This window comes from Streptomyces sp. NEAU-sy36, assembly GCF_013423905.1.
GTDB lineage: Bacteria > Actinomycetota > Actinomycetes > Streptomycetales > Streptomycetaceae > Streptomyces > Streptomyces misionensis.
This window is the reverse complement of sequence record NZ_CP058977.1, coordinates 6,810,541-6,830,751: the sequence shown is the minus strand read 5'-3', so window position 1 is coordinate 6,830,751 and position 20,211 is coordinate 6,810,541. Positions and strand designations below refer to the sequence as shown.

Here is a 20,211-nt window from a genome sequence, read left to right as displayed (position 1 = left end):
GGCAGGGGAGAGAAACCGTGTTCGATGCCTTCAGCGAACTGTTCACACCCGGCCGCAAGCACACCCGGGAGGAGCAGAACCGTCTCGAACTGACCCGTGAGCAGGTCGGCGACAGCGACCCGGGCCGCGGCCCGATAGACCTCACCTCCGGCAAGGCGGTCATACGCCTGCCGGCCGCCGCCGAACCGGAGGCGGCGGCCGAGGGGGTGGAGGACGAGGGGCAGGAGGACGAGGGGCAGGAGGACGAGGGGCAGGAGGACGAGGGGGAGGAGGACGAGTCCCCGGACGGGGCCCGCTAGCGCACCTGGAGTTCCAGGATGCGGTCGTCGCCCTTCTTCGGGTGGCCGCGGCCGTCGGTGTTGTCGGTGATCAGCCACAGCCTGCCGTCACCGGCCGGGGCCACCGTGCGCAGCCGGCCGTAGGTGCCGGTGAGGAAGGCCTGCGGCGCGGCCGCGGCCCGGGTGCCGCGCAGCGGGACGCGCCACAGCCGTTCGCCCTTCAGCGCGGCCATCCAGATCACGCCGTGCACGTAGGCGATGCCGCTGGGGGAGGCGTCGTCGGTGTGCCACTGGGCGATCGGGTTCTGGAAGCGGGGGTCGGAGGAGCTGCCCTCGGCGTCGGGCCAGCCGTAGTTGCCGCCGGGCTTGATCGCGTTCAGCTCGTCCCAGGTGTCCTGCCCGAACTCGGAGGCGAACAGCCGCTGCCGGTCGTCCCAGGCGAGGCCCTGGACGTTGCGGTGGCCGTACGAGTAGACCGGGGAGTCGGGGAAGGGGTTGCCGGGGGCCGGTTCGCCGTCCGGGGTCAGCCGGAGGATCTTCCCGCCCAGTGAGTTCTTGTCCTGGGCGAGCCCCCGCTTGCCGCTCTCGCCGGTGCCCGCGTACAGCATCCCGTCCGGGCCGAAGGCGATCCGGCCGCCGTTGTGGATGGGGCCCTTGGGGATGCCCTTGTACACCGTGTCGGGAGCGCCCAGTTGCTCACCGGCCGGTTTGCGCGGGTCGTACAGCATGCGGACGATGCGGTTGTCCGAGGCGGAGGTGAAGTAGGCGTAGACCATGCGGTCCGACGCGTAGTGCGGGGAGAGCGCGATGCCCAGCAGACCGCCCTCGCCGGCCGGGGAGACCCCGGAGACGGTGCCCAGTTCGGTCGTGCGGCCGTTGCCCGGGTCGACACGGGTGATCGTCGCGTCGTCGCGGGAGGAGACCAGCAGATCGCCGCCGGGCAGCACCGCGAGGCCCCAGGGCGACTTGAGGTTCCGGGCCACCGTGCGCAGCACCCGCACCGAGCCCTTGGCCGGTGCCGCCGACTCGGTCGCCGGGGAGGCCGGGGCGGTGCTCGGGGGCGCCGTGCGCGGCCCCTGGCCGGGGAATCCCACTCCGGACGAGCCGGACGAACAGCCCGCCGCCAGCAGCAGGGAGGCGGCCAGCACGGCCGGCACAGCTCGACGTCGCACGATCACGGTCCCTTCGGAGCGGCGTTCCAGCGGCAGGTCTTCCCCTCCCCAGGGTCCCTCAGTCCCACGAACCCTGCGCCGCGGGCAGCCGCGCGATCTCGACCAGGTCCGCCGCCGACAGCCGCAACCCGGCCGCCGCCGCGTTCTCCGCGGCCCACCGTTCCCGCTTGGTGCCCGGCAGCGCGATCACATGGCGGCCCTGCGCCAGCACCCAGGCCAGCGCCACCTGCGCCGGGGTGACCTCCGGGCCGTGCCGCCGGGCGACGCGGCGCAGCCCGGCGACGATCGGCTGGTTGGCCGCCATCATCTCGGCGGTGAACCGGGGATGCCGGGCGCGCACGTCGTCCGGTTCGAAACCCTCGCCCGGGGTGAGCGTGCCGGTCAGGAAGCCGTTGCCCAGCGGCATCGCCGCGAGGAAGCCCACGCCCCGCGTCTCGCACCACGGCAGCAGCGCCCGCAGCGCCTCCGGCGACCACACCGACAGCTCGGCCTCGACCGCGGTCACCGGGAACACCTGCTGCACCCGCTGCAACTGGCGCAGTGTGCCGTCGTACAGGCCCGCGCCCGAGCGGCGTCCGCCCCGCGCTCCCAGGGCGCACAGGCCCAGCGCCCGCACCTTCCCCGCCCGCACCAGCTCCGCCATCGCGCCCCAGGTCTCCTCGATGGGCACCTCGGGGTCGGGGCGGTGCAGCTGGTAGAGGTCGATCACGTCCGTCTGGAGCCGGCGCAGCGAGGCGTCGCAGGCCCGCTTCACATACCCCGGGCGGCCGTTGGCCACGATGTGCTGCTCGCCCACCAGCAGCCCCACCTTGGTGGAGACAAAGGCCTCCGCGCGCCGCTGTCTGAGCACCCGGCCCAGCAGCAGCTCATTGGTGAACGGGCCGTACATGTCCGCGGTGTCCAGCAGGCTCGACCCCAGGTCCAGCGCCCGGTTGACGCATCTCAGCGACTCGTCACCCCGCCGCCTGGACCCGCTGTACGCCCAGCTCATCGGCATGCACCCGAGTCCGACGGCCCCCACCGCGAGCGCCCCCGCGCCGATCGTCCTGCGCTCCACCTGCTCTGGAACCTCCCTTAGCCCGGCCCCCAACCTAACCTCTGCGCCCGCGCGTACCTGACATAGCCTCCTGACCATGAGCGAAGACGTGTGGCTTCCCCTCCCGCCGGAGGAGATCGAGGGCCTGCCCGAGGGGTTCCGGTATCTGTTCTGGGACGGTGGACAGGACGGTGAACAGGCCTTTCCCGGGGACCCGGCGCGGTGCGTGATGTACGTGGTGCCGTACATGACCCCCCTGCCGGTGCGGGTCCGCCCGCTGCGGCGGCTGACCAACGTCCGGGTCATCCAGACGCTCACCGCGGGGGTGGACGACATGACCGCGAACCTGTCCTCCATCGCGCCCGGCGTCCGGCTCTGCAACGCCCGCGGGGTGCACGAGGCGAGCACCGCCGAGCTGGCGCTCACCCTGACCCTCGCCGCGCTGCGCGGCATTCCGGAGTTCGTGCGGGCGCAAGCGGAGGAGCGCTGGGCGAGCGGGTTCCGGCCGGCGCTCGCCGACAAGAACGTGCTCATCGTCGGCTACGGTCCCATCGGCGCCGCCATCGAGGACCGGCTCACGCCCTTCGAGGTCGCGCGGGTGGCACGCGTCGCACGCTCCCGGCGCACCACGGCGCGTGGTCTTGTGCACGCGACCGAGGACGTGCTTTCGCTGCTTCCGGACGCCGATGTCGTGATTCTGTCCACCCCCCTGACCGAAACCACCCGCGGACTGGTGGACGCCGAGTTCCTGGCGCGGATGAAGGACGGGGCGCTGCTCGTGAACGTGGCGCGCGGTCCGGTCGTGGACACCGGGGCGCTCCTCGCCGAACTGGAACGGGGCCGGATCACCGCGGCCCTGGACGTCACCGACCCCGAACCGCTGCCGCCGGGCCACCCCCTGTGGCGGGCGCCCGGTGTGCTGATCAGCCCGCACATGGGCGGTCCTTCCTCGGCTTTCCTGCCGCGCGCCAAGCGTTTGCTGGTCGACCAGCTGACCCGGTTCGCGCGCCGCGAGCCACTGCGGAACGTGATCCTCACGACCGGTACGGACCCGGCGGGAACGGTCCCGGAGGGACCCGGCGGAATAGATCCGGCGGGCCTGGACACCCCCGGAACGAACGGGCGTTAAGGCGTTTCCGGCACCCTCCGCGACCTCTCGGACGCGGCCCGTGCCCGCATCGCCGCTGGTCGTCACGGAGCGTAGAGAAGCTATGTCCCTGAGTGACGATACTGGTGTATCGTCCCGACAGGGGCAGCGCCGCCTACCACGGCGCCGGGGATGACATTCCAGAACTGCGAGGGGGGCGACGGGCGATGCACGGCCTATGGACGAACGATCCGACGCGGCGGACCCGCCGACGGCGGCCCTACCGCACGGCCGCGCGCAGGCGCGGTCATCACACCGGCCACCACACCCACCACCCGCGACGGCCGGCCGAGCGGCGCAAGCACGCCCACCCGGCGCACCGGGACCGGCGCTACGCGGGCGCGTCCACCGGGAGGCCCCGGTGAACGCGCCGACCACGGTGACCACCACCGTCGACGAAGAGGTGCGCGCACCGCACCCGCAGCAGGACCCGGAGCCGTGCGGACCGGTCCGCTCCGAACGCGTCCGCGCCACCGAACAACTCGTCCTCGCCCTGGTCTGCGCGGCGTACGCCGTCGGCGCCGCGTTCGACTGGGGCACGGACGAGATCGCCCTGGTCATGGGCGACTTCGGGCTCAGCGCCGCGGCCGGGATCGCGGCCGTCTCCTGCTTCCTGTACGCCCGCGGCCGCCGGGTGCGCTTCCGCTCGGCCTGGCTGCTGTTCGGCCTGTCCTCGACCATGGCCTCCCTCGGCAACGCGGTCTGGGGGTGGTACGAGGTCGTGCTCGGCCGGCCCGTGCCCAGCCCGTCGTACGCCGATCTGTTCTTCCTGTGCTTCGCGCCGCCCGCCATCGTCGGTCTGCTGGTGCTCGCCAAACGGCCGGTGACCAGGGCCGGCTGGATCTGCCTCGGGCTGGACGCCTGGCTGATCGGCGGCTCGCTGCTCACCCTCTCGTGGAGCCTCGCGCTCGCCCAGGCGGCCCGGTTCGACGGGCCGAGCGTGGCGCACACCGCGCTGTCGCTGGCGTACCCGCTGCTGGACATCGTCCTCGTCAGCATGGTGCTCGCGCTGCACTTCCGCCGGGCCCCGGGCAACCGCACCGCGGTGAACACCGCGATCGGCGCGCTCGCCCTGACCGTGATGTGCGACGCGCTGTTCACCTCGCCGCTGCTGCACAGCAGTTACCGCTCCGGACAACTGCTGGACGCGGGCTGGTTCGCCGGCTCGCTGCTGCTCGCCTACGCCCCCTGGGCCGCGCCCCGGCCCGGGAGCACGCCGCGGGCCGAGGCGGTGGAGGAGCACGCCCGCGCGATCCCCGAGCAGTCGCGGGGCCCGCGCGCGACCGGCCACCACCCGGGCCTCGCGCCGGTGCCGGGCGCCGAGCACGGCCGCTATCCGGCGGGCCGGCCGCTCACCGGCTCGCTCGCCGCGCTCACCCCGTACCTCGCCGCGGCCGTGTGCACCCTGGGCATCCTGTACAACGTCCTCAACGGCCGCAGACCCGATCACGTGGTGCTGATCACGGCGGGCTGCGTCGTGCTCGCGCTGGTGATCCGCCAGGGCATCATGCTGCTGGACAACATCACCCTCACCCAGGAACTGGCGCAGAAGGAGAACCACTTCCGCTCCCTGGTGCAGGGGTCGAGCGACGTCATCATGATCGCCGCGCCCAACGGCATACTGCGCTACGTCTCCCCGGCCGCCGCCGGGGTGTACGGCCGCCCCGCCGAGGACCTGGTGGGCACCGAGCTGGCCGCCCTGATCCACCCCGAGGACCTGGGCTGTGTGGTGCACGAGGTGCGCCGCTTCCTCGCCGCCAGCCCGGCGGAGGAGCCGACCACCCGCATCGAGTGCCGCTTCCGCTCCGGCGACGGCGGCTGGCTGAACGTCGAGTCCACCGTCAACCGGCACCACGGCGGGCTGATCTTCAACAGCCGGGACGTCACCGAACGGGTGCGCCTCCAGGCCCAGTTGCAGCACAACGCGGAGCACGACCCGCTCACCGACCTGCCCAACCGCGCCCTGTTCACCCGGCGCGTCCAGCAGGCGCTGTCCGGGCGCCGGGCCACCGACCGGGGCGACGCCCTGCGCGGTACGGCGGTGCTCTTCATCGACCTCGACGGCTTCAAGGCCGTCAACGACACCATCGGGCACCAGGCCGGCGACGAACTCCTGATCCAGGCCGCCCGGAGGCTCCAGGACGCGGTCCGCCAGGGCGACACCGCCTCCCGGCTGGGCGGTGACGAGTTCGCCGCCCTGATCGTCGGGGACGGCACCCACGACCGGGAAGCCCGGGAGCGCAACATCCTGGAGCTGGCCGACCGGCTCAGGACGACCCTCTCCCAGCCGTACGCGATCGACGGCAGGGACGTCCGGGTCAACGCCTCCATCGGGGTCGCCTTCGCCGAGCCCGGCCTCGGCGCGGGGGAGCTGCTGCGCAACGCCGACCTCGCGATGTACCGCGCGAAATCGGCCGGAAAGGGCCGGGTCGAGCTGTACCGGCCGCAGATGCAGCAGGACGTCGTACGCAAGGCGGAGCTGGCCAACCGGCTGCGCGCCGCGTTGCACGACGGAGAGTTCACGCTGCTGCACCAGCCGGTGGTGCGCCTTGAGGACGGCCGGATCACGGCGGTCGGCGCGCAGGCCCGCTGGCGCTCCTCGCAGGGCGTGCTGTTCACCCCGGCGGAGTTCCTGCGGGTGGCGGAGGACGGCGACAAGACCGCCGAGCTGGACCGCTGGATCCTCCAGGAGGCCGTCGCACAGGCCGCCGAACGGGCGTCGAGCGGGCTCGTCGTACCGGTGGCGGTGCGGATGAGTGCCCGGCGGCTGCTGGACCGTTCGCTGCCGCCGGGCTCGGTGGAGGCGCTGCTGACCCGGCACGGGCTGCCGCCCGGGGCGCTGGTCGTCGAGCTGTCCGACACCGACCCCGGGCTCGGTCTGGACGAGCTGGAGCGGCGGCTGACCGCGCTGAACCGGCTCGGGGTGCGCATCGCGCTGGACGGCTTCGGCAGCGGTCAGGCGGCCATCACCGCCCTGCGACGGCTGCCCGTGGACATCCTCAAGCTCGACCGGAGCCTGGTCGACGGCGTGGTGGAGTCCGCCCGGCTGCACAAGATCACCAGCGGGCTGCTGCGGATCGCCGGCGACCTCGGGCTCCAGTCGGTCGCCGAGGGTGTGGACCTGCCCGAACAGGCGGTGGCACTGCGCGCGATGGGCTGCACGCACGGCACCGGCATGGCCTTCTCCGGGCCGCTGGACGAGTACCGGCTGCGCCGGACGCTCGGCGCCGGGCCCTGTGCGGTGCCGCACGCGTCGGCCGAACCGGCGTTCGCGGGCCGGGCGAGAGACATGCAGGGGCGTCTCGGCGCGAAGGGCGCCGCGGGGGTGTACACCGGAGGAGTACCCGCTGTTTTCGGAGGCGGCAGTGCCCTTCGCTCACATTCTGAGACTCCCGTCCCACCTACTTGACACGTGGTGTGTGCCGGGTGGAGGGTCAGTTCTATGCGCACCCGAATTCTCGTACTTGGACAGCGCGTCGGCTGAGCTGGGACCCACCGGAAGGCGATCCGGAATCCCCAGCGACCCTCACCGGCGCGCTCCCCTCGCTTGCCTTACGGCACGAGGGGTTTTTTGTTGCACGAGTGACCCTCGTGCGGCACACGAACTCCGCCCGAACCTCGCAAAAACCTCAGCATCGAGAAGAGAAGCCGATGACCGAGCAGGCCACCGGGGCCCACCATCCGCAGCCCCGGCCCCGATCCGGAGGACAGCACTCCGCCCCCGTCGAGCACGTCACGGGCGCGCAGTCCCTCATTCGCTCCCTTGAGGAGGTCGGCGCGGACACGGTGTTCGGCATTCCCGGCGGCGCGATCCTCCCGGCGTACGACCCGATGATGGACTCCACCCGGGTGCGCCACGTCCTGGTCCGCCACGAGCAGGGCGCGGGCCACGCGGCCACCGGCTACGCCCAGGCCACCGGCAAGGTCGGGGTCTGCATGGCGACCAGCGGCCCGGGCGCCACCAACCTGGTCACCCCCATCGCCGACGCGCACATGGACTCGGTCCCGCTGGTCGCCATCACCGGTCAGGTCGCCTCCTCCTCGATCGGCACGGACGCCTTCCAGGAAGCGGACATCGTCGGCATCACCATGCCGATCACCAAGCACAACTTCCTGGTGACCAAGGCCGAGGACATCCCGCGGGTGATCGCGGAGGCCTTCCACATCGCCTCCACCGGCCGGCCCGGCCCGGTCCTCGTCGACATCGCCAAGGACGCCCTCCAGAAGAAGACGACCTTCTCCTGGCCGCCGGTCATGGACCTGCCCGGCTACCGTCCGGTCACCAAGCCGCACGCCAAGCAGATCCGCGAGGCCGCCAAGCTGATCACCGCCGCCCGGCGGCCCGTCCTCTACGTCGGCGGCGGTGTCATCAAAGCGGGGGCCACCGCCGAGCTGAAGGTCCTCGCCGAACTCACCGGAGCGCCCGTCACCACCACCCTGATGGCGCTCGGCGCGTTCCCCGACAGCCACCCGCTGCACGTGGGAATGCCGGGCATGCACGGTGCGGTCACCGCCGTCACCGCGCTGCAGAAGGCCGACCTGATCGTCGCCCTCGGAGCCCGCTTCGACGACCGCGTCACCGGCAAGCTGGACAGCTTCGCCCCGTACGCCAAGATCGTCCACGCCGACATCGACCCGGCCGAGATCGGCAAGAACCGCGAGGCCGACGTGCCGATCGTCGGTGACGCCCGCGAGGTCATCGCCGACCTGGTCCAGGCGGTGCAGAAGGAGCACAGCGAGGGCCACAAGGGCGACTACAGCGCCTGGTGGCAGGACCTCAACCGCTGGCGCGAGACCTACCCGCTCGGGTACGACCAGCCCGAGGACGGCTCGCTGTCCCCCCAGGCCGTGATCGAGCGCGTCGGACAGCTCGCCCCCGAGGGCACCATCTTCGCGGCGGGCGTCGGCCAGCACCAGATGTGGTCCGCGCACTTCATCCAGTACGAGCACCCCGCCACCTGGCTGAACTCCGGCGGCGCCGGAACCATGGGCTACGCGGTGCCGGCCGCCATGGGCGCCAAGGCCGGCCGGCCCGAGCGGACCGTCTGGGCGATCGACGGCGACGGCTGCTTCCAGATGACCAACCAGGAACTGACCACCTGCGCCCTGAACAACATCCCCATCAAGGTCGCCATCATCAACAACGGCGCCCTCGGGATGGTCCGCCAGTGGCAGACCCTCTTCTACAACCAGCGCTACTCCAACACCGTCCTGCACAGCGGCCCGGACGACGTGAACCCCGAGGCCCGGGGCACGCGGGTGCCGGACTTCGTGAAGCTGGCCGAGGCCATGGGCTGCGTGGGCCTGCGCTGCGAGCGCCCGGAGGACCTGGACAAGGTCATCGAAGAGGCCAACTCCATCAACGACCGCCCGGTCGTCGTGGACTTCATCGTCCACCAGGACGCCATGGTGTGGCCGATGGTCGCCGCCGGCACCTCCAACGACGAGATCATGGCCGCCCGGGACGTCCGCCCCGACTTCGGCGACAGCGAAGACGACTGAGCGAGAGAGACGTAGGAAGACCATGTCAAAGCACACGCTCTCCGTCCTGGTGGAGAACAAGCCGGGCATCCTGGCCCGCATCGCCGCCCTGTTCTCCCGCCGCGGCTTCAACATCGACTCGCTCGCGGTGGGCGTCACCGAGCACCCCGACATCTCCCGCATCACCATCGTGGTCGGTGTCGAGGAACTGCCGCTGGAGCAGGTCACCAAGCAGCTCAACAAGCTCGTCGAGGTGCTGAAGATCGTCGAGCTGGACCCGGCACAGGCCGTCCAGCGCGAACTCGTCCTGGTGAAGATCCGCGCGGACAACGAGACCCGCTCCCAGATCGTGGAGATCGTCCAGCTGTTCCGCGCCAAGACCGTGGACGTCTCCCCGGAGGCCGTGACCATCGAGGCCACCGGGTCCAGCGAGAAGCTGTCCGCCATGCTCAAGATGCTGGAGCCGTTCGGCATCAAGGAGCTGGTCCAGTCCGGCACCATCGCGATCGGCCGCGGCGCCCGTTCCATCACGGACCGATCGCTGCGCGCCCTCGACCGGTCCGCGTAAGACCGAGCACGACCGCGTACGGGCGGCTCCCGATCATCGCCGCCCGTATGCCGAGACCCCCGAACCACCTCACCGCTCACCGGCATACGGTGGGACGCACCACCTGCACACATAGGGAGAGAACCCAAAGTGGCCGAGCTGTTCTACGACGCTGACGCCGACCTGTCCATCATCCAGAACCGCAAGGTCGCGGTCATCGGCTACGGCAGCCAGGGTCACGCGCACGCCCTGTCGCTGCGCGACTCCGGTGTCGACGTCCGGGTCGGTCTGCACGAGGGCTCCACGTCCAAGGTCAAGGCCGAGGAGCAGGGCCTGCGCGTGGTCACCCCGGCCGAGGCCGCCGCCGAGGCCGACGTCATCATGATCCTGGTCCCGGACCCGATCCAGGCCCAGGTCTACGAGGAGTCCATCGCCGCCAACCTGAAGGACGGCGACGCCCTGTTCTTCGGCCACGGCTTCAACATCCGCTTCGGTCTGATCAAGCCCCCGGCCGGCGTGGACGTCTGCATGGTCGCCCCCAAGGGCCCGGGCCACCTGGTCCGCCGCCAGTACGAGGAGGGCCGCGGCGTGCCCTGCATCGCCGCCGTCGAGCAGGACGCCTCCGGCAACGCCTTCGCGCTGGCCCTGTCGTACGCCAAGGGCATCGGCGGCACCCGCGCCGGCGTCATCAAGACCACCTTCACCGAGGAGACCGAGACCGACCTCTTCGGCGAGCAGGCCGTGCTGTGCGGTGGCACCGCGGCCCTGGTCAAGGCGGGCTTCGAGACCCTGACCGAGGCCGGCTACCAGCCGGAGATCGCCTACTTCGAGTGCCTGCACGAGCTGAAGCTGATCGTGGACCTCATGTACGAGGGCGGCCTGGAGAAGATGCGCTGGTCCATCTCCGAGACCGCCGAGTGGGGCGACTACGTCACCGGCCCGCGCATCATCACCGACGCCACCAAGGCGGAGATGAAGAAGATCCTCGCCGAGATCCAGGACGGCACCTTCGCCAAGAACTGGATGGACGAGTACCACGGCGGCCTGAAGAAGTACAACGAGTACAAGAAGCAGGACTCCGAGCACCTGCTGGAGACCACGGGCAAGCAGCTGCGCCAGCTGATGAGCTGGGTGAACGAGGAGGCGTAAGCCTCATGTCAGGGGGCCGGGGCATGCTGCTCCGGCCCCCTTTCGCCACGACCTCCCGGTATGACTCCACAATGGAGTTCCCCGTCCGGGTGATCCTTCCGCAGCGGCGCAAACCGACGACCGCGGCGCCACTAGACTGCTGACAACAAACGCGTCAGGCCCACAGCGTCGTGCGTCTTCCACGCGGCTAGCACCCCTCCGCCAGCGGCCGTCGGGACGGCCGTCCGCATTGGACTTGTGAGGACCCACGTGAGCTCGAAACCCGTCGTACTCATCGCCGAAGAGCTTTCGCCCGCGACCGTCGACGCCCTCGGCCCGGACTTCGAGATCCGGCACTGCAACGGAGCCGACCGGGCTGAGCTGCTGCCCGCCATCGCCGAAGTCGACGCGATCCTGATCCGTTCCGCGACCAAGGTCGATGCCGAGGCCATCGCCGCCGCCAGGAAGCTGAAGGTCGTCGCCCGCGCCGGCGTCGGCCTGGACAACGTCGACGTCTCCGCCGCCACCAAGGCCGGCGTGATGGTCGTCAACGCCCCGACCTCGAACATCGTGACCGCCGCCGAGCTGGCCTGCGGTCTGCTGCTGTCCACCGCCCGCAACATCCCGCAGGCGAACGCCGCGCTGAAGAACGGCGAGTGGAAGCGCAGCAAGTACACGGGCGTGGAGCTGGCCGAGAAGACCCTCGGTGTCGTCGGCCTCGGCCGCATCGGCGCCCTGGTCGCGCAGCGCATGTCCGCCTTCGGCATGAAGGTCGTCGCCTACGACCCCTATGTGCAGCCCGCGCGCGCCGCCCAGATGGGCGTCAAGGTGGTCTCCCTGGACGAGCTGCTGGAGGTCTCCGACTTCATCACCGTCCACCTGCCCAAGACCCCCGAGACCCTGGGCCTCATCGGTGACGAGGCGCTGCGCAAGGTCAAGCCGAGCGTGCGCATCGTCAACGCCGCGCGCGGCGGCATCGTGGACGAGGCGGCGCTGTACGCGGCGCTGAAGGAGGGCCGCGTCGCCGGCGCCGGCCTCGACGTCTACGCCAAGGAGCCGTGCACCGACTCCCCGCTGTTCGAGCTGGACCAGGTCGTGTGCACCCCGCACCTGGGTGCCTCCACCGACGAGGCCCAGGAGAAGGCGGGCATCGCGGTCGCCAAGTCGGTGCGCCTCGCGCTCGCCGGCGAACTGGTGCCCGACGCGGTCAACGTGCAGGGCGGTGTCATCGCCGAGGACGTCAAGCCCGGCCTCCCGCTCGCCGAGCGCCTCGGCCGCATCTTCACCGCGCTGGCCGGCGAGGTGGCGGTCCGGCTGGACGTCGAGGTCTACGGCGAGATCACCCAGCACGACGTGAAGGTGCTCGAACTCTCCGCCCTCAAGGGCGTGTTCGAGGACGTCGTGGACGAGACGGTGTCGTACGTCAACGCCCCGCTGTTCGCCCAGGAGCGTGGTGTCGAGGTCCGCCTCACCACCAGCTCCGAGGCCACCGAGCACCGCAACGTGGTGACCGTGCGCGGCACGCTCGGCACCGGCGAGGAGGTGTCGGTCTCCGGCACGCTGGCCGGCCCCAAGCACGTCCAGAAGGTCGTGGCGGTCGGCGAGTACGACGTCGACCTCGCCCTCGCCGACCACATGGTCGTCCTGCGCTACGAGGACCGTCCCGGTGTCGTCGGCACCGTCGGCCGCATCCTCGGCGAGGCGGGCCTGAACATCGCCGGCATGCAGGTCGCCCGCGCCACGGTGGGCGGCGAGGCGCTGGCCGTCCTCACCGTGGACGACACGGTGACGGCCGCCGTGCTGGCCGAGGTCGCCGAGGAGATCGGGGCGACGTCCGCCCGCTCGGTGAACCTGGTCTGAGCATCCCCGAACGCCGGACGGGCCGAGGTCTTCCTCGGCCCGTCCGGCGTTCGCGCGTCCGCTACCCCTCGGTCTTCCGCAGGGTCACGGCCGCCCCCACCGCGGCCAGCACCAGCAGCACCGCCCCCGCCAGCGCGGCGTCCCGCATCCCGGTGGTGAACGCCTGCCGGGCGGCGGCGAGCAGGGACTGCCCCGCCTCGCCGGGCAGCCGGGTGACGGTGGCGAGCGCGCCGCCGAGGGTCTCGCGGGCCCCCGCCGGAGCCGTGCCCGGCATCCGGTGCCGGTAGACCGCCGTACCGATCGACCCGAGGACCGCCATTCCGAGCGCCCCGCCGAACTCCGCGCTGGTCTCCAGGAGGGAGGAGGCGGTACCGGCCCGCTCCACCGGGGCGCCGCTCATGGCCAGGTCGGTCAGCTGGGACATGACCGCGACCATCCCGCAGGCCAGCACGCCGGCCCCGGCCAGCACCAGCCACAGCGAGTCGGTGCCGAGCAGGGCGAGCAGCGCGAAGCCGCCCGCCATCGCGGCGAAGCCGCCCGCGACGACATACCCCCGGTCGACGCCCCGCCGCACGAGCCGTGCGGTGAGGGGACCGGCGACGCCGATGAACACCGAGGGCAGCAGGCTCCACAGGGCGGCCGAGAGCGGGCTCTTGCCCAGCACCGACTGGAGGTACTGCGTGGTGAAGACGGCCGAGCCCATCATGGCCAGCGACGCGACGAGGTTCAGCACCAGGGCGGGGGCGAACCCCCGGCCCTTCAGCAGGGCGGGCGGGACCAGCGGGGTGGCGTGGGTGCGCTGGCGGTGCGTGAACAGGGCGGCGAAGAGCAGGCCGACGGCGACCGGGACGACGTACCGCGGGTGCCAGCCTTCGGAGGGGATCTCCTTGAGGCCGTAGACCACGGGGAGCACGGCGGCCAGGGACAGCGGCACGCTCGGCCAGTCGAAGGGGCCGGGGGAGGGGTTCTTCGACTCGGGCAGCAGCACCGGGCCGAGCACCAGCAGCAGTCCCATCGCGGGCAGGTTGACCAGGAACACCGAGCCCCACCAGAAGTGCTCGACCAGGATGCCGCTCATCACCGAGCCGAGGGCCACGCCGCCGGTCATCACGCCGGACCAGAGGCCGATCGCCTTCGCGCGTTCGGCCGGGTCGGTGAACATCGTGCGCAGCAGGGCCATGGTCGACGGCATCAGGGTCGCCCCGCCGACGCCGAGGAGCGCGCGGGCGGCGATCAGGGTCGCGGCGCTGTCGGCGCAGGCGGCGAGGAGCGAGGCACCGCCGAACGCGGCGGCGCCCATGAGCAGGAGCCTGCGGCGGCCGATCCGGTCCCCGAGCGACCCCATGGTCATCAGCAGCCCGGCGAGCAAGAAGCCGTAGATGTCGAAGATCCACAGCTGCTGGGTGCCGGTGGGGTGCAGATCGGCGCTGATCGCCGGGGCGGCGAAGTACAGCACCGAGACATCCATCGAGACCAGGAGCAGCGGCAGCATCAGCACGTAGAGGGCGGTCCATTCACGCTTCATGACAGGCAATGTACGGACGTCTTAAACAGACGTCTAGAACGCTTGTATAGGTCATGTGTCTGAGACGGTTGTATGGAAGGCGGGGTAGGCTGCCCGGCATGGGACATCGCGAGGATCTGCTCGAAGGTGCGAAGCGCTGCCTGCTGGAGAAGGGGTTCGCGCGGACCACGGCGCGCGACATCGTGAAGGCCTCGGGCACGAACCTGGCCTCCATCGGCTACCACTACGGCTCGAAGGACGCGCTGCTGGCGCAGGCGTACGTCGCGCTGGTGGAGGACGTGCCCCTGGAGGGCGGCGAGGGGATCAGCGCCGCCCCCGGTTCGCTGGAGCGGTTCCGCGAGGTGTGGTCGAACGTCGTCGACAGCCTGCGCGAGCCGGGCTCGATCTGGCGGCTCAGCGTGGAGATCCTCGCGATGGGCGATCAACTGCCCGAGGTGCGCGACCAGTTGTCCCGCGCACAGCGCGAGGCCGGCCGGGGCTTGGTCTCACTGCTGATGGGGGTTGCGGAGGAGGAGGTCTCGGACGGGACCGCCGACACCCTCGGCCGCTTCTACGTGACCCTGATGACGGGCCTGATCTCCCAGTGGACCTTCGACCCGAAGACCGCCCCGGACGCGGAGGCGCTGACGGAGGGGTTGCGGCAGGTGATGGCGGCGGCGAATCGCAGCTGACACCAGGCGGCTGTTCTGTGGGCGAGTGCCGCATCGGGCTTGGGTAAGCCTGCTGGAGCCGGTTGGTGCGTGGGTCGCTTCACAGACAACCCAGGAGTCGTGCAAAAGGCTCTGGACATCTACAACGGGACCTACCCACCATGACGTACAACCTCCTAACCGTCGAGTCCCTGCCTCTCGACGTCATCGCGGCGGCACTCGCACAGTGTCTGCGTGTGGGCAGGCAAGAGGTGGATGCCGCCGATGACGACACCGACCAGGATGCGCGCAACTGGGATGCCTCGGTCTTGTGCGATAAGGCGACCGTCCGGGGGGACCTGGCTACGTCTCTTGACATCTACGTCCAAGAGTCTGTACAGCCGCAGCCCAGCGAGCGCGAACTGGCTTCTGCTTTCGCCCGGGCGGCTGGTGCCATTGTTCTCTTCCCCGCCGAAGAAGAGCTGCCGAGTGCTTATTGGTTGGTCACCGAGTCCGGCCTTGTTACGCGGGCACGTCTCTACGAGTCCGATGAAGAAGAAATTCGCTACACGATAGACAGAATCGAGGACCGCGTCGATCGACTTCCGCAGGTCACAGTCGCCCGTATCCCTGAGGTGGTCCGCGAAGCGAAAATCGCCACTCCGCTGAGCGATGATTTCGCCGAGCACCTGCACCGCATGTATGGCGAGGAGACGAGTACTCCCGGCACACCGTTCTGGAAGGCGACCAGCGCTCTGGGCGCTTGGGAGAAACTCGTCCGTCAGATGGAAGCGGCCTGGGCGCCATCCGGCTGGTATCCGTCCGATCTCTATGGCGAGCGGCTGGACGCGCGGGAGGGGCTGGAGCGGATGCGCAGTCAACTTCCGGGGAATGTCCGCGAGTGGCTCGACACTGCCCTTGGTTCCCTGGACGCCCGCTTCGCCAAGTTGACGGTTGATGACACCGGCGGCCTCCTCCGCAAGGAACTGGCTCATGTGAGGGGCACCGCCGGAGCACACGGCTGGTGGTGGAACCGCCGTCCCGACCCCTTGCCGTGGTGAGATCTCCGCAGAGAACGAGGAAGGCGCGTAGGACGTGGTGGGTGCCCCGGCACCTTGGGTGCAGAGGCCGTTCCTGACGAGAGGGCCCGCGACGCCGGAGCAGCCGGTGGCGTGGCAGGCGGCTCGCGGGCCGGGCAGGGCGGGCCCCGCCCGGGTATCCGCTACGCCTTCCTTCCCTTGGTGTCACAGGCTGCGGGCGGTGATGTCGCCGTAGGCGGTCGTGGCGTGGATGTGCAGGTCCGCGCCGGAGCCTTCGGCGTTCTTCAGGGTGTTGTGGACACGGCCGTAGGAGGTGCCGGCGTCCAGGGTCGCGGAGACGCCGCGGGCGGCGCCGACCGAGATGGCGCCGTGTTCGGTGCGCAGGGTGACGGTGCCGCCCATGGCCTCGGTGACCTGGAGGTCTCCCTTCTGGGTGCTGATCTCCGCGTCGGCGCCCAGCCGGCCGACCGAGATGTCGCCGGCCTGGAGGGCGAGGCGAGCGCTCGCGGTCTCGTCCAGCTTGACCGTGCCCTGCGCGCCCTCGAACACGACGTCCCCGAGGCGCCCGACGCCGCGGAACTCGCCGCTGGCCGTCTTCGCCTCGACGCGTGAGCCGGCGGGCAGTTGGACGGTCACCTCGATCGAGCCGGACGGGCCGAGGATCCGGTTGCCCGCCGCGGGGACCTCGATCCGCAGCACCCCGTCGCCGTAGGCCACCTCGGTCCGCTCCGCCGCCTTGACGTCCCGGCCCTTCGAGGCGTCGGACGGCCGGACCTCGACGGTGGTGTCGGCCCGGTCGGCGGCGATGAGCTGGACGCGTCCGGCGGGGATGTCGAGGACGACGGAGACGGGGGCGGGGGTGTCGAACTTCTGCATCGTGAACTCCTTGGCTTCTTTGTTTCCGGTGATGGAAACGCTACGTTGCATTCACGATTCAGGCAACGACCTAAGCGCCACGAATCCTTGAACTCGCAGGCTAGATGGCCTATTTCATTGCAATGGCGCTCCGGGCTAATGCAACGAGCACTCGTCGATCGTTGCAATGGGTTGGGGCTGAACGCTAAGCTGCGGGCCGGGCACCACCGATGTGAGGGAGAAGAGCGCGGATGCCGGGAGGCAGACTCACCCAGCAGGAACGCCAGCGGATCGCGCTGGGACTGGCCGACGGCCTGGCCTACGCGGAGATCGCGCGACGCCTCGACCGTCCGACGTCGACCATCACCCGCGAGGTCATGCGCAACGGCGGCCCCACCGCCTACCGCGCGGACGCGGCCCACCGCGCCACGGAGCGCCGCGCCCACCGGCGCGGGCAGAGCGCGCCCCGGGACACGGAGACGGCCGCGCGACCCGACGGGCGCGACGCGCAGGCCGTGCGCGCGTACGAGGAGAAACTCGCCGACGTCTTCATCCAGTCGGGGCTGCCCAAGATGATGGCGCGGGTGCTGGTCTGCCTCTACACCACCGACTCGGGCAGCCTCACCGCCGCCGAACTCGTCCAGCGCCTCCAGGTCAGCCCGGCGTCCGTGTCCAAGGCGATCGCCTTCCTGGACAGCCAGGGCCTGGTGCGCCGCGAGCGCGACGAACGCCGCCGGGAGCGGTATCTCGTGGACGACGACATCTGGTACCAGGCGATGATGTCCGCCGCCCGCTCCAACGCCCTGGTCGTCGAGGTCGCACGACAGGGCGTGGGCGTCCTCGGCCCCGGCACCCGGGCCGCCACCCGCCTCGAAAACGTCGCCCGCTTCGTGGACTTCGTCTCCGAGAGCATCACCCGGGCGGCGGAACAGGCACGGGAGGTTCTGTACACGCGGCCCGAAAGCCCCCAGGGGCTCGGCGAAGGCGCGGCGCGCGGCGACCGGGACGCATAGCGGCTCCGGTCATCCGCGAAGGCTCTCGCCGTCCCCCCTACAGCCGCGCCCTCTTCAACGCCATGTGCAGCAGCAGGCGGTCCTCGCCGTCGTCCAGGTCGAGGCCCGTCAGTTGTTCCACGCGGTTGAGGCGGTAGTAGAGGGTCTGGCGATGGATGCCCAGTTCCGATGCCGTGCGGCCCGCCTGGCCCGCGCAGTCCAGGTAGACCTCGGCGGTGCGGGCCAGTTCCCGGTGGGCGGGGGAGAGCAGGGCGCCCGCCGCCGGGTCGTGGGCGGACTCCGGCGGAAGCGCGGTCAGCAGGCGGTACGGCCCGATGCCCCGCCACTCGGCGACCGGCCCGAGGCGCGGCTCGGCCAGCGCCGCCCGCGCCGCCGCGCGGGCCTCCAGCCACACCGTGCCCAGCTCGGCGAGGCCGGTGCGCGGCTCGCCGACACCGGCGGCGGGACCGGTCGGCCCGGCGGCCGCCGCGAAGCCGCCCGCCCCGGCGATCCCGGCCGCCACCGCCGCGGCCACCGCGGCCCCGGCCCCTCGCGCCGCCGCCGTACCCTTCACCCGGCCGCCCGTGCCCGCGCGGTCCCGCGTCCTCGCCCCCGTGGCGCCCCGCGTGCCCTCCGCCTCCGCCAGCACCCGCGCCGCCGTCGCCAGCGCCGGTGCGCCCACCGTCGTGGAGCGGAGCCGTACCAGCACCGCCAGGCTCTGCCCCGCCGCGCCCCAGGGAATCGTGCACAGCGCCGCCGCGTGCGGGATGGAGCGGGCGGACGGCGCGTCGTCCGGGTCGGGGGAGGGCCAGGGGGCCACACACACCAGCGTGTGCGGGCCGTCCGCCCGCGGCCCCAGCGCCGTGCGCAGTTCGGCCACCGCCATGTCCCGCTGCCAGCCGCTCTCCGCCGTGAGCACCGCCCGCAGCTCCCGGCTGAGCCCCGCCCCGGCCTCCGCCTCGTCCGCGAGCAGCGCGCCGATCCGGCCGGCCACCCGCATCGCCGCCGTCAGCTGGGCGTCCGTCGGGCCCGGGTCGCCGTCGAGCAGCCAGACGTAGCCGAGGACGACGCCCCGGTGGCGCACCGGCAGACAGATCCGGCCGCGGTAGACCCCGGCTTCGGGGCTCGGCGGGATGCGCACCGGGCCGGTCGCGCGGGTGATGCCGAAGCCCTCGAACCAGGAGCGCACGGTCGCCGTGGAGCGCCGGGTCAGGATCGAGCGGGTGCGCACCGGGTCCAGCGCGGACGCGTCCAGCTCGTCGTCGCTGTCGTACGCGCCGAAGGCGATCAGCTCGAAGTCGCGGTTCTCCAGGGTCGCCGGGACCCCCAGCAGCTCCGAGATCTCGTCCACCAGCTCCTGGTAGTCACCCTTGTAATCCGCCGCCACTCGGGCATTCTCCCCCATTTTCCGGCCATCTTCATACAGATGTCTGAGATCTCGGGCACGGATGCGTGACAGCTGTCGATGGCTGACGATCACGAGGGTCCGTAGGTTTCACGGTGGTTCTCCGTGCCGTACCCGAATCGTCGGGCAACGGCCTCTTCGGTGCTTGTCTGTGGAGGTGCCCCGTGCTGGGTCCCGTGATTCTCGCCGCGTCGCGCAGCGACCGGATGCGACGCCTGATCTCGGCGGCCCCGGTGACCAAGCAGGTCGTCGACCGCTTCATCCCGGGGGAGACGGTGTCCGACATCGTCCCGATCATCAAGGACCTGACGGGCAAGGGCCTGGAGCTGACGATGGACGTCGTCGGCGAGGACATCACCACCCCCGAGCAGGCCACGGTCGCCCGCGACGCCTACCTGGCGCTGATCGACCACCTCAAGGAGCTGGAGCTCGGCGAGAAGGTCGAGATGTCGGTGAAGCTGTCGATGTTCGGACAGGCGCTGGAGGGCGGCCACGAGCTGGCGCTCGCCAACGTCCGGCCCGTCGTCGAGGCCGCCGCCGCCATCGGCACGACCGTGACGCTGGACGCCGAGGACCACACCACCCTCGACTCGATGTTCGCCATCCACGAGGAACTGCGGAAGGACTTCCCGCAGACCGGCTGCGTGATCCAGGCCTACCTGTTCCGCACCGAGGCCGACGCCAAGCGCCTGGCCGAGGCCGGCAGCCGGGTCCGCCTGGTCAAGGGCGCCTACAAGGAGCCCGCCGAGGTCGCCTACCAGCAGAAGCACGAGATCGACAAGGCCTACGTGCGCATCCTGAAGACGCTGATGGAGGGCGAGGGCTACCCGATGGTCGGGTCCCACGACCCGCGCCTGATCTCCATCGCACAGGAGCTCGCCCACAAGGCCGGTCGTAAGCTCGACGAGTACGAGTTCCAGATGCTGTACGGCATCCGCGGCGACGAGCACCTGCGACTGGCCGCCGAAGGCCACCGCATGCGCGTCTACACGGCGTACGGCACGGACTGGTACGGCTACTTCATGCGCCGTCTGGCGGAGAAGCCGGCGAACCTGCGCTTCTTCCTGCGCAGCATGGTCAGCAAGGGCTGAGCCCCACCACCCGCTCACGTACAAG

General features: G+C 71.2%; 16 protein-coding genes. 11 read left to right on the top strand and 5 right to left on the bottom strand.

Features of this window, described 5'->3' with window-relative positions:
* Positions 1-17 precede the first annotated feature (17 nt).
* Complete coding sequence (locus HZZ00_RS29705; RefSeq protein WP_180329292.1) at positions 18-299, top strand: DUF6191 domain-containing protein; 282 nt, start codon at positions 18-20, stop codon at positions 297-299.
* On the opposite strand, the gene HZZ00_RS29700 is transcribed toward HZZ00_RS29705, so the two are convergent.
* Positions 296-1,450 (bottom strand): sorbosone dehydrogenase family protein, encoded by a 1,155-nt coding sequence (locus HZZ00_RS29700; RefSeq protein WP_374028491.1) that lies wholly within the window; start codon positions 1,448-1,450, stop codon positions 296-298. The two genes, HZZ00_RS29705 and HZZ00_RS29700, sit on opposite strands and share 4 nt — an antisense overlap.
* A gap of 58 nt (positions 1,451-1,508) precedes the next feature.
* Positions 1,509-2,507, bottom strand: coding sequence for an aldo/keto reductase (locus tag HZZ00_RS29695; protein ID WP_180329291.1), 999 nt, complete (start codon positions 2,505-2,507; stop codon positions 1,509-1,511).
* A 76-nt stretch (positions 2,508-2,583) separates the two neighbouring features.
* Between HZZ00_RS29695 and HZZ00_RS29690 the strand changes: the two genes are divergently transcribed.
* From HZZ00_RS29690 to serA, 6 genes are all read left to right on the top strand, one after another.
* A complete protein-coding gene (locus tag HZZ00_RS29690; RefSeq protein WP_180329290.1) occupies positions 2,584-3,615 on the top strand; it encodes a 2-hydroxyacid dehydrogenase in 1,032 nt (343 codons plus the stop codon).
* A gap of 379 nt (positions 3,616-3,994) precedes the next feature.
* A complete protein-coding gene (locus HZZ00_RS29685; protein ID WP_180329289.1) occupies positions 3,995-7,042 on the top strand; it encodes a bifunctional diguanylate cyclase/phosphodiesterase in 3,048 nt (1,015 codons plus the stop codon).
* A 242-nt stretch (positions 7,043-7,284) separates the two neighbouring features.
* A complete protein-coding gene (locus HZZ00_RS29680) occupies positions 7,285-9,135 on the top strand; it encodes an acetolactate synthase large subunit (protein ID WP_180329288.1) in 1,851 nt (616 codons plus the stop codon).
* Between the two features lie 22 nt (positions 9,136-9,157).
* A complete protein-coding gene (gene ilvN, locus HZZ00_RS29675) occupies positions 9,158-9,682 on the top strand; it encodes an acetolactate synthase small subunit (protein WP_070023055.1) in 525 nt (174 codons plus the stop codon).
* 129 nt (positions 9,683-9,811) lie between these two features.
* Entirely contained in the window at positions 9,812-10,810 is a 999-nt protein-coding gene (gene ilvC / locus HZZ00_RS29670; RefSeq protein ID WP_180329287.1) for a ketol-acid reductoisomerase, read from the top strand.
* Between the two features lie 249 nt (positions 10,811-11,059).
* Entirely contained in the window at positions 11,060-12,649 is a 1,590-nt protein-coding gene (serA, locus tag HZZ00_RS29665; RefSeq protein WP_180329286.1) for a phosphoglycerate dehydrogenase, read from the top strand.
* Positions 12,650-12,710: 61 nt separating this feature from the next.
* Here the strand turns inward: serA and HZZ00_RS29660 are convergent, their stop codons facing one another.
* Entirely contained in the window at positions 12,711-14,174 is a 1,464-nt protein-coding gene (locus HZZ00_RS29660) for an MFS transporter (protein WP_180329285.1), read from the bottom strand.
* Positions 14,175-14,272: 98 nt separating this feature from the next.
* Here HZZ00_RS29660 and HZZ00_RS29655 point away from each other — a divergent pair, with 98 nt between their 5' ends.
* Together HZZ00_RS29655 and HZZ00_RS29650 are read left to right on the top strand one after the other, a co-directional pair.
* Complete coding sequence (locus HZZ00_RS29655) at positions 14,273-14,845, top strand: TetR/AcrR family transcriptional regulator (RefSeq protein WP_180329284.1); 573 nt, start codon at positions 14,273-14,275, stop codon at positions 14,843-14,845.
* Positions 14,846-14,985: 140 nt separating this feature from the next.
* Positions 14,986-15,864: a hypothetical protein gene (locus tag HZZ00_RS29650; RefSeq protein ID WP_180329283.1), complete on the top strand. Its 879-nt coding sequence runs from the start codon at positions 14,986-14,988 to the stop codon at positions 15,862-15,864.
* 183 nt (positions 15,865-16,047) lie between these two features.
* Here the strand turns inward: HZZ00_RS29650 and HZZ00_RS29645 are convergent, their stop codons facing one another.
* Positions 16,048-16,719 carry a DUF4097 family beta strand repeat-containing protein gene (locus HZZ00_RS29645; RefSeq protein WP_180329282.1) on the bottom strand — a complete coding sequence of 224 codons (672 nt, stop codon included), beginning with the start codon at positions 16,717-16,719 and terminating at the stop codon, positions 16,048-16,050.
* A gap of 230 nt (positions 16,720-16,949) precedes the next feature.
* Between HZZ00_RS29645 and HZZ00_RS39290 the strand changes: the two genes are divergently transcribed.
* Positions 16,950-17,711: a helix-turn-helix domain-containing protein gene (locus HZZ00_RS39290; RefSeq protein ID WP_180329281.1), complete on the top strand. Its 762-nt coding sequence runs from the start codon at positions 16,950-16,952 to the stop codon at positions 17,709-17,711.
* Between the two features lie 37 nt (positions 17,712-17,748).
* On the opposite strand, the gene HZZ00_RS29635 is transcribed toward HZZ00_RS39290, so the two are convergent.
* A complete protein-coding gene (locus HZZ00_RS29635; RefSeq protein WP_180329280.1) occupies positions 17,749-19,095 on the bottom strand; it encodes a CdaR family transcriptional regulator in 1,347 nt (448 codons plus the stop codon).
* 164 nt (positions 19,096-19,259) lie between these two features.
* Between HZZ00_RS29635 and HZZ00_RS29630 the strand changes: the two genes are divergently transcribed.
* On the top strand, positions 19,260-20,186 hold the full coding sequence (locus HZZ00_RS29630) for a proline dehydrogenase family protein (RefSeq protein WP_180329279.1): 927 nt from the start codon (positions 19,260-19,262) through the stop codon (positions 20,184-20,186).
* Positions 20,187-20,211 lie beyond the last annotated feature (25 nt).

Coding starts and splice junctions, on each gene's coding strand:
- HZZ00_RS29645 (WP_180329282.1), bottom strand. CDS start 16,719: ATGCAGAAGTTCGACACCCCCGCCCCCGTCTCCGTCGTCCTCGACATC.
- HZZ00_RS39290 (WP_180329281.1), top strand. CDS start 16,950: ATGCCGGGAGGCAGACTCACCCAGCAGGAACGCCAGCGGATCGCGCTG.
- HZZ00_RS29635 (WP_180329280.1), bottom strand. CDS start 19,095: ATGGGGGAGAATGCCCGAGTGGCGGCGGATTACAAGGGTGACTACCAG.
- HZZ00_RS29660 (WP_180329285.1), bottom strand. CDS start 14,174: ATGAAGCGTGAATGGACCGCCCTCTACGTGCTGATGCTGCCGCTGCTC.
- HZZ00_RS29690 (WP_180329290.1), top strand. CDS start 2,584: ATGAGCGAAGACGTGTGGCTTCCCCTCCCGCCGGAGGAGATCGAGGGC.
- HZZ00_RS29655 (WP_180329284.1), top strand. CDS start 14,273: ATGGGACATCGCGAGGATCTGCTCGAAGGTGCGAAGCGCTGCCTGCTG.
- ilvN (WP_070023055.1), top strand. CDS start 9,158: ATGTCAAAGCACACGCTCTCCGTCCTGGTGGAGAACAAGCCGGGCATC.
- HZZ00_RS29650 (WP_180329283.1), top strand. CDS start 14,986: ATGACGTACAACCTCCTAACCGTCGAGTCCCTGCCTCTCGACGTCATC.
- HZZ00_RS29680 (WP_180329288.1), top strand. CDS start 7,285: ATGACCGAGCAGGCCACCGGGGCCCACCATCCGCAGCCCCGGCCCCGA.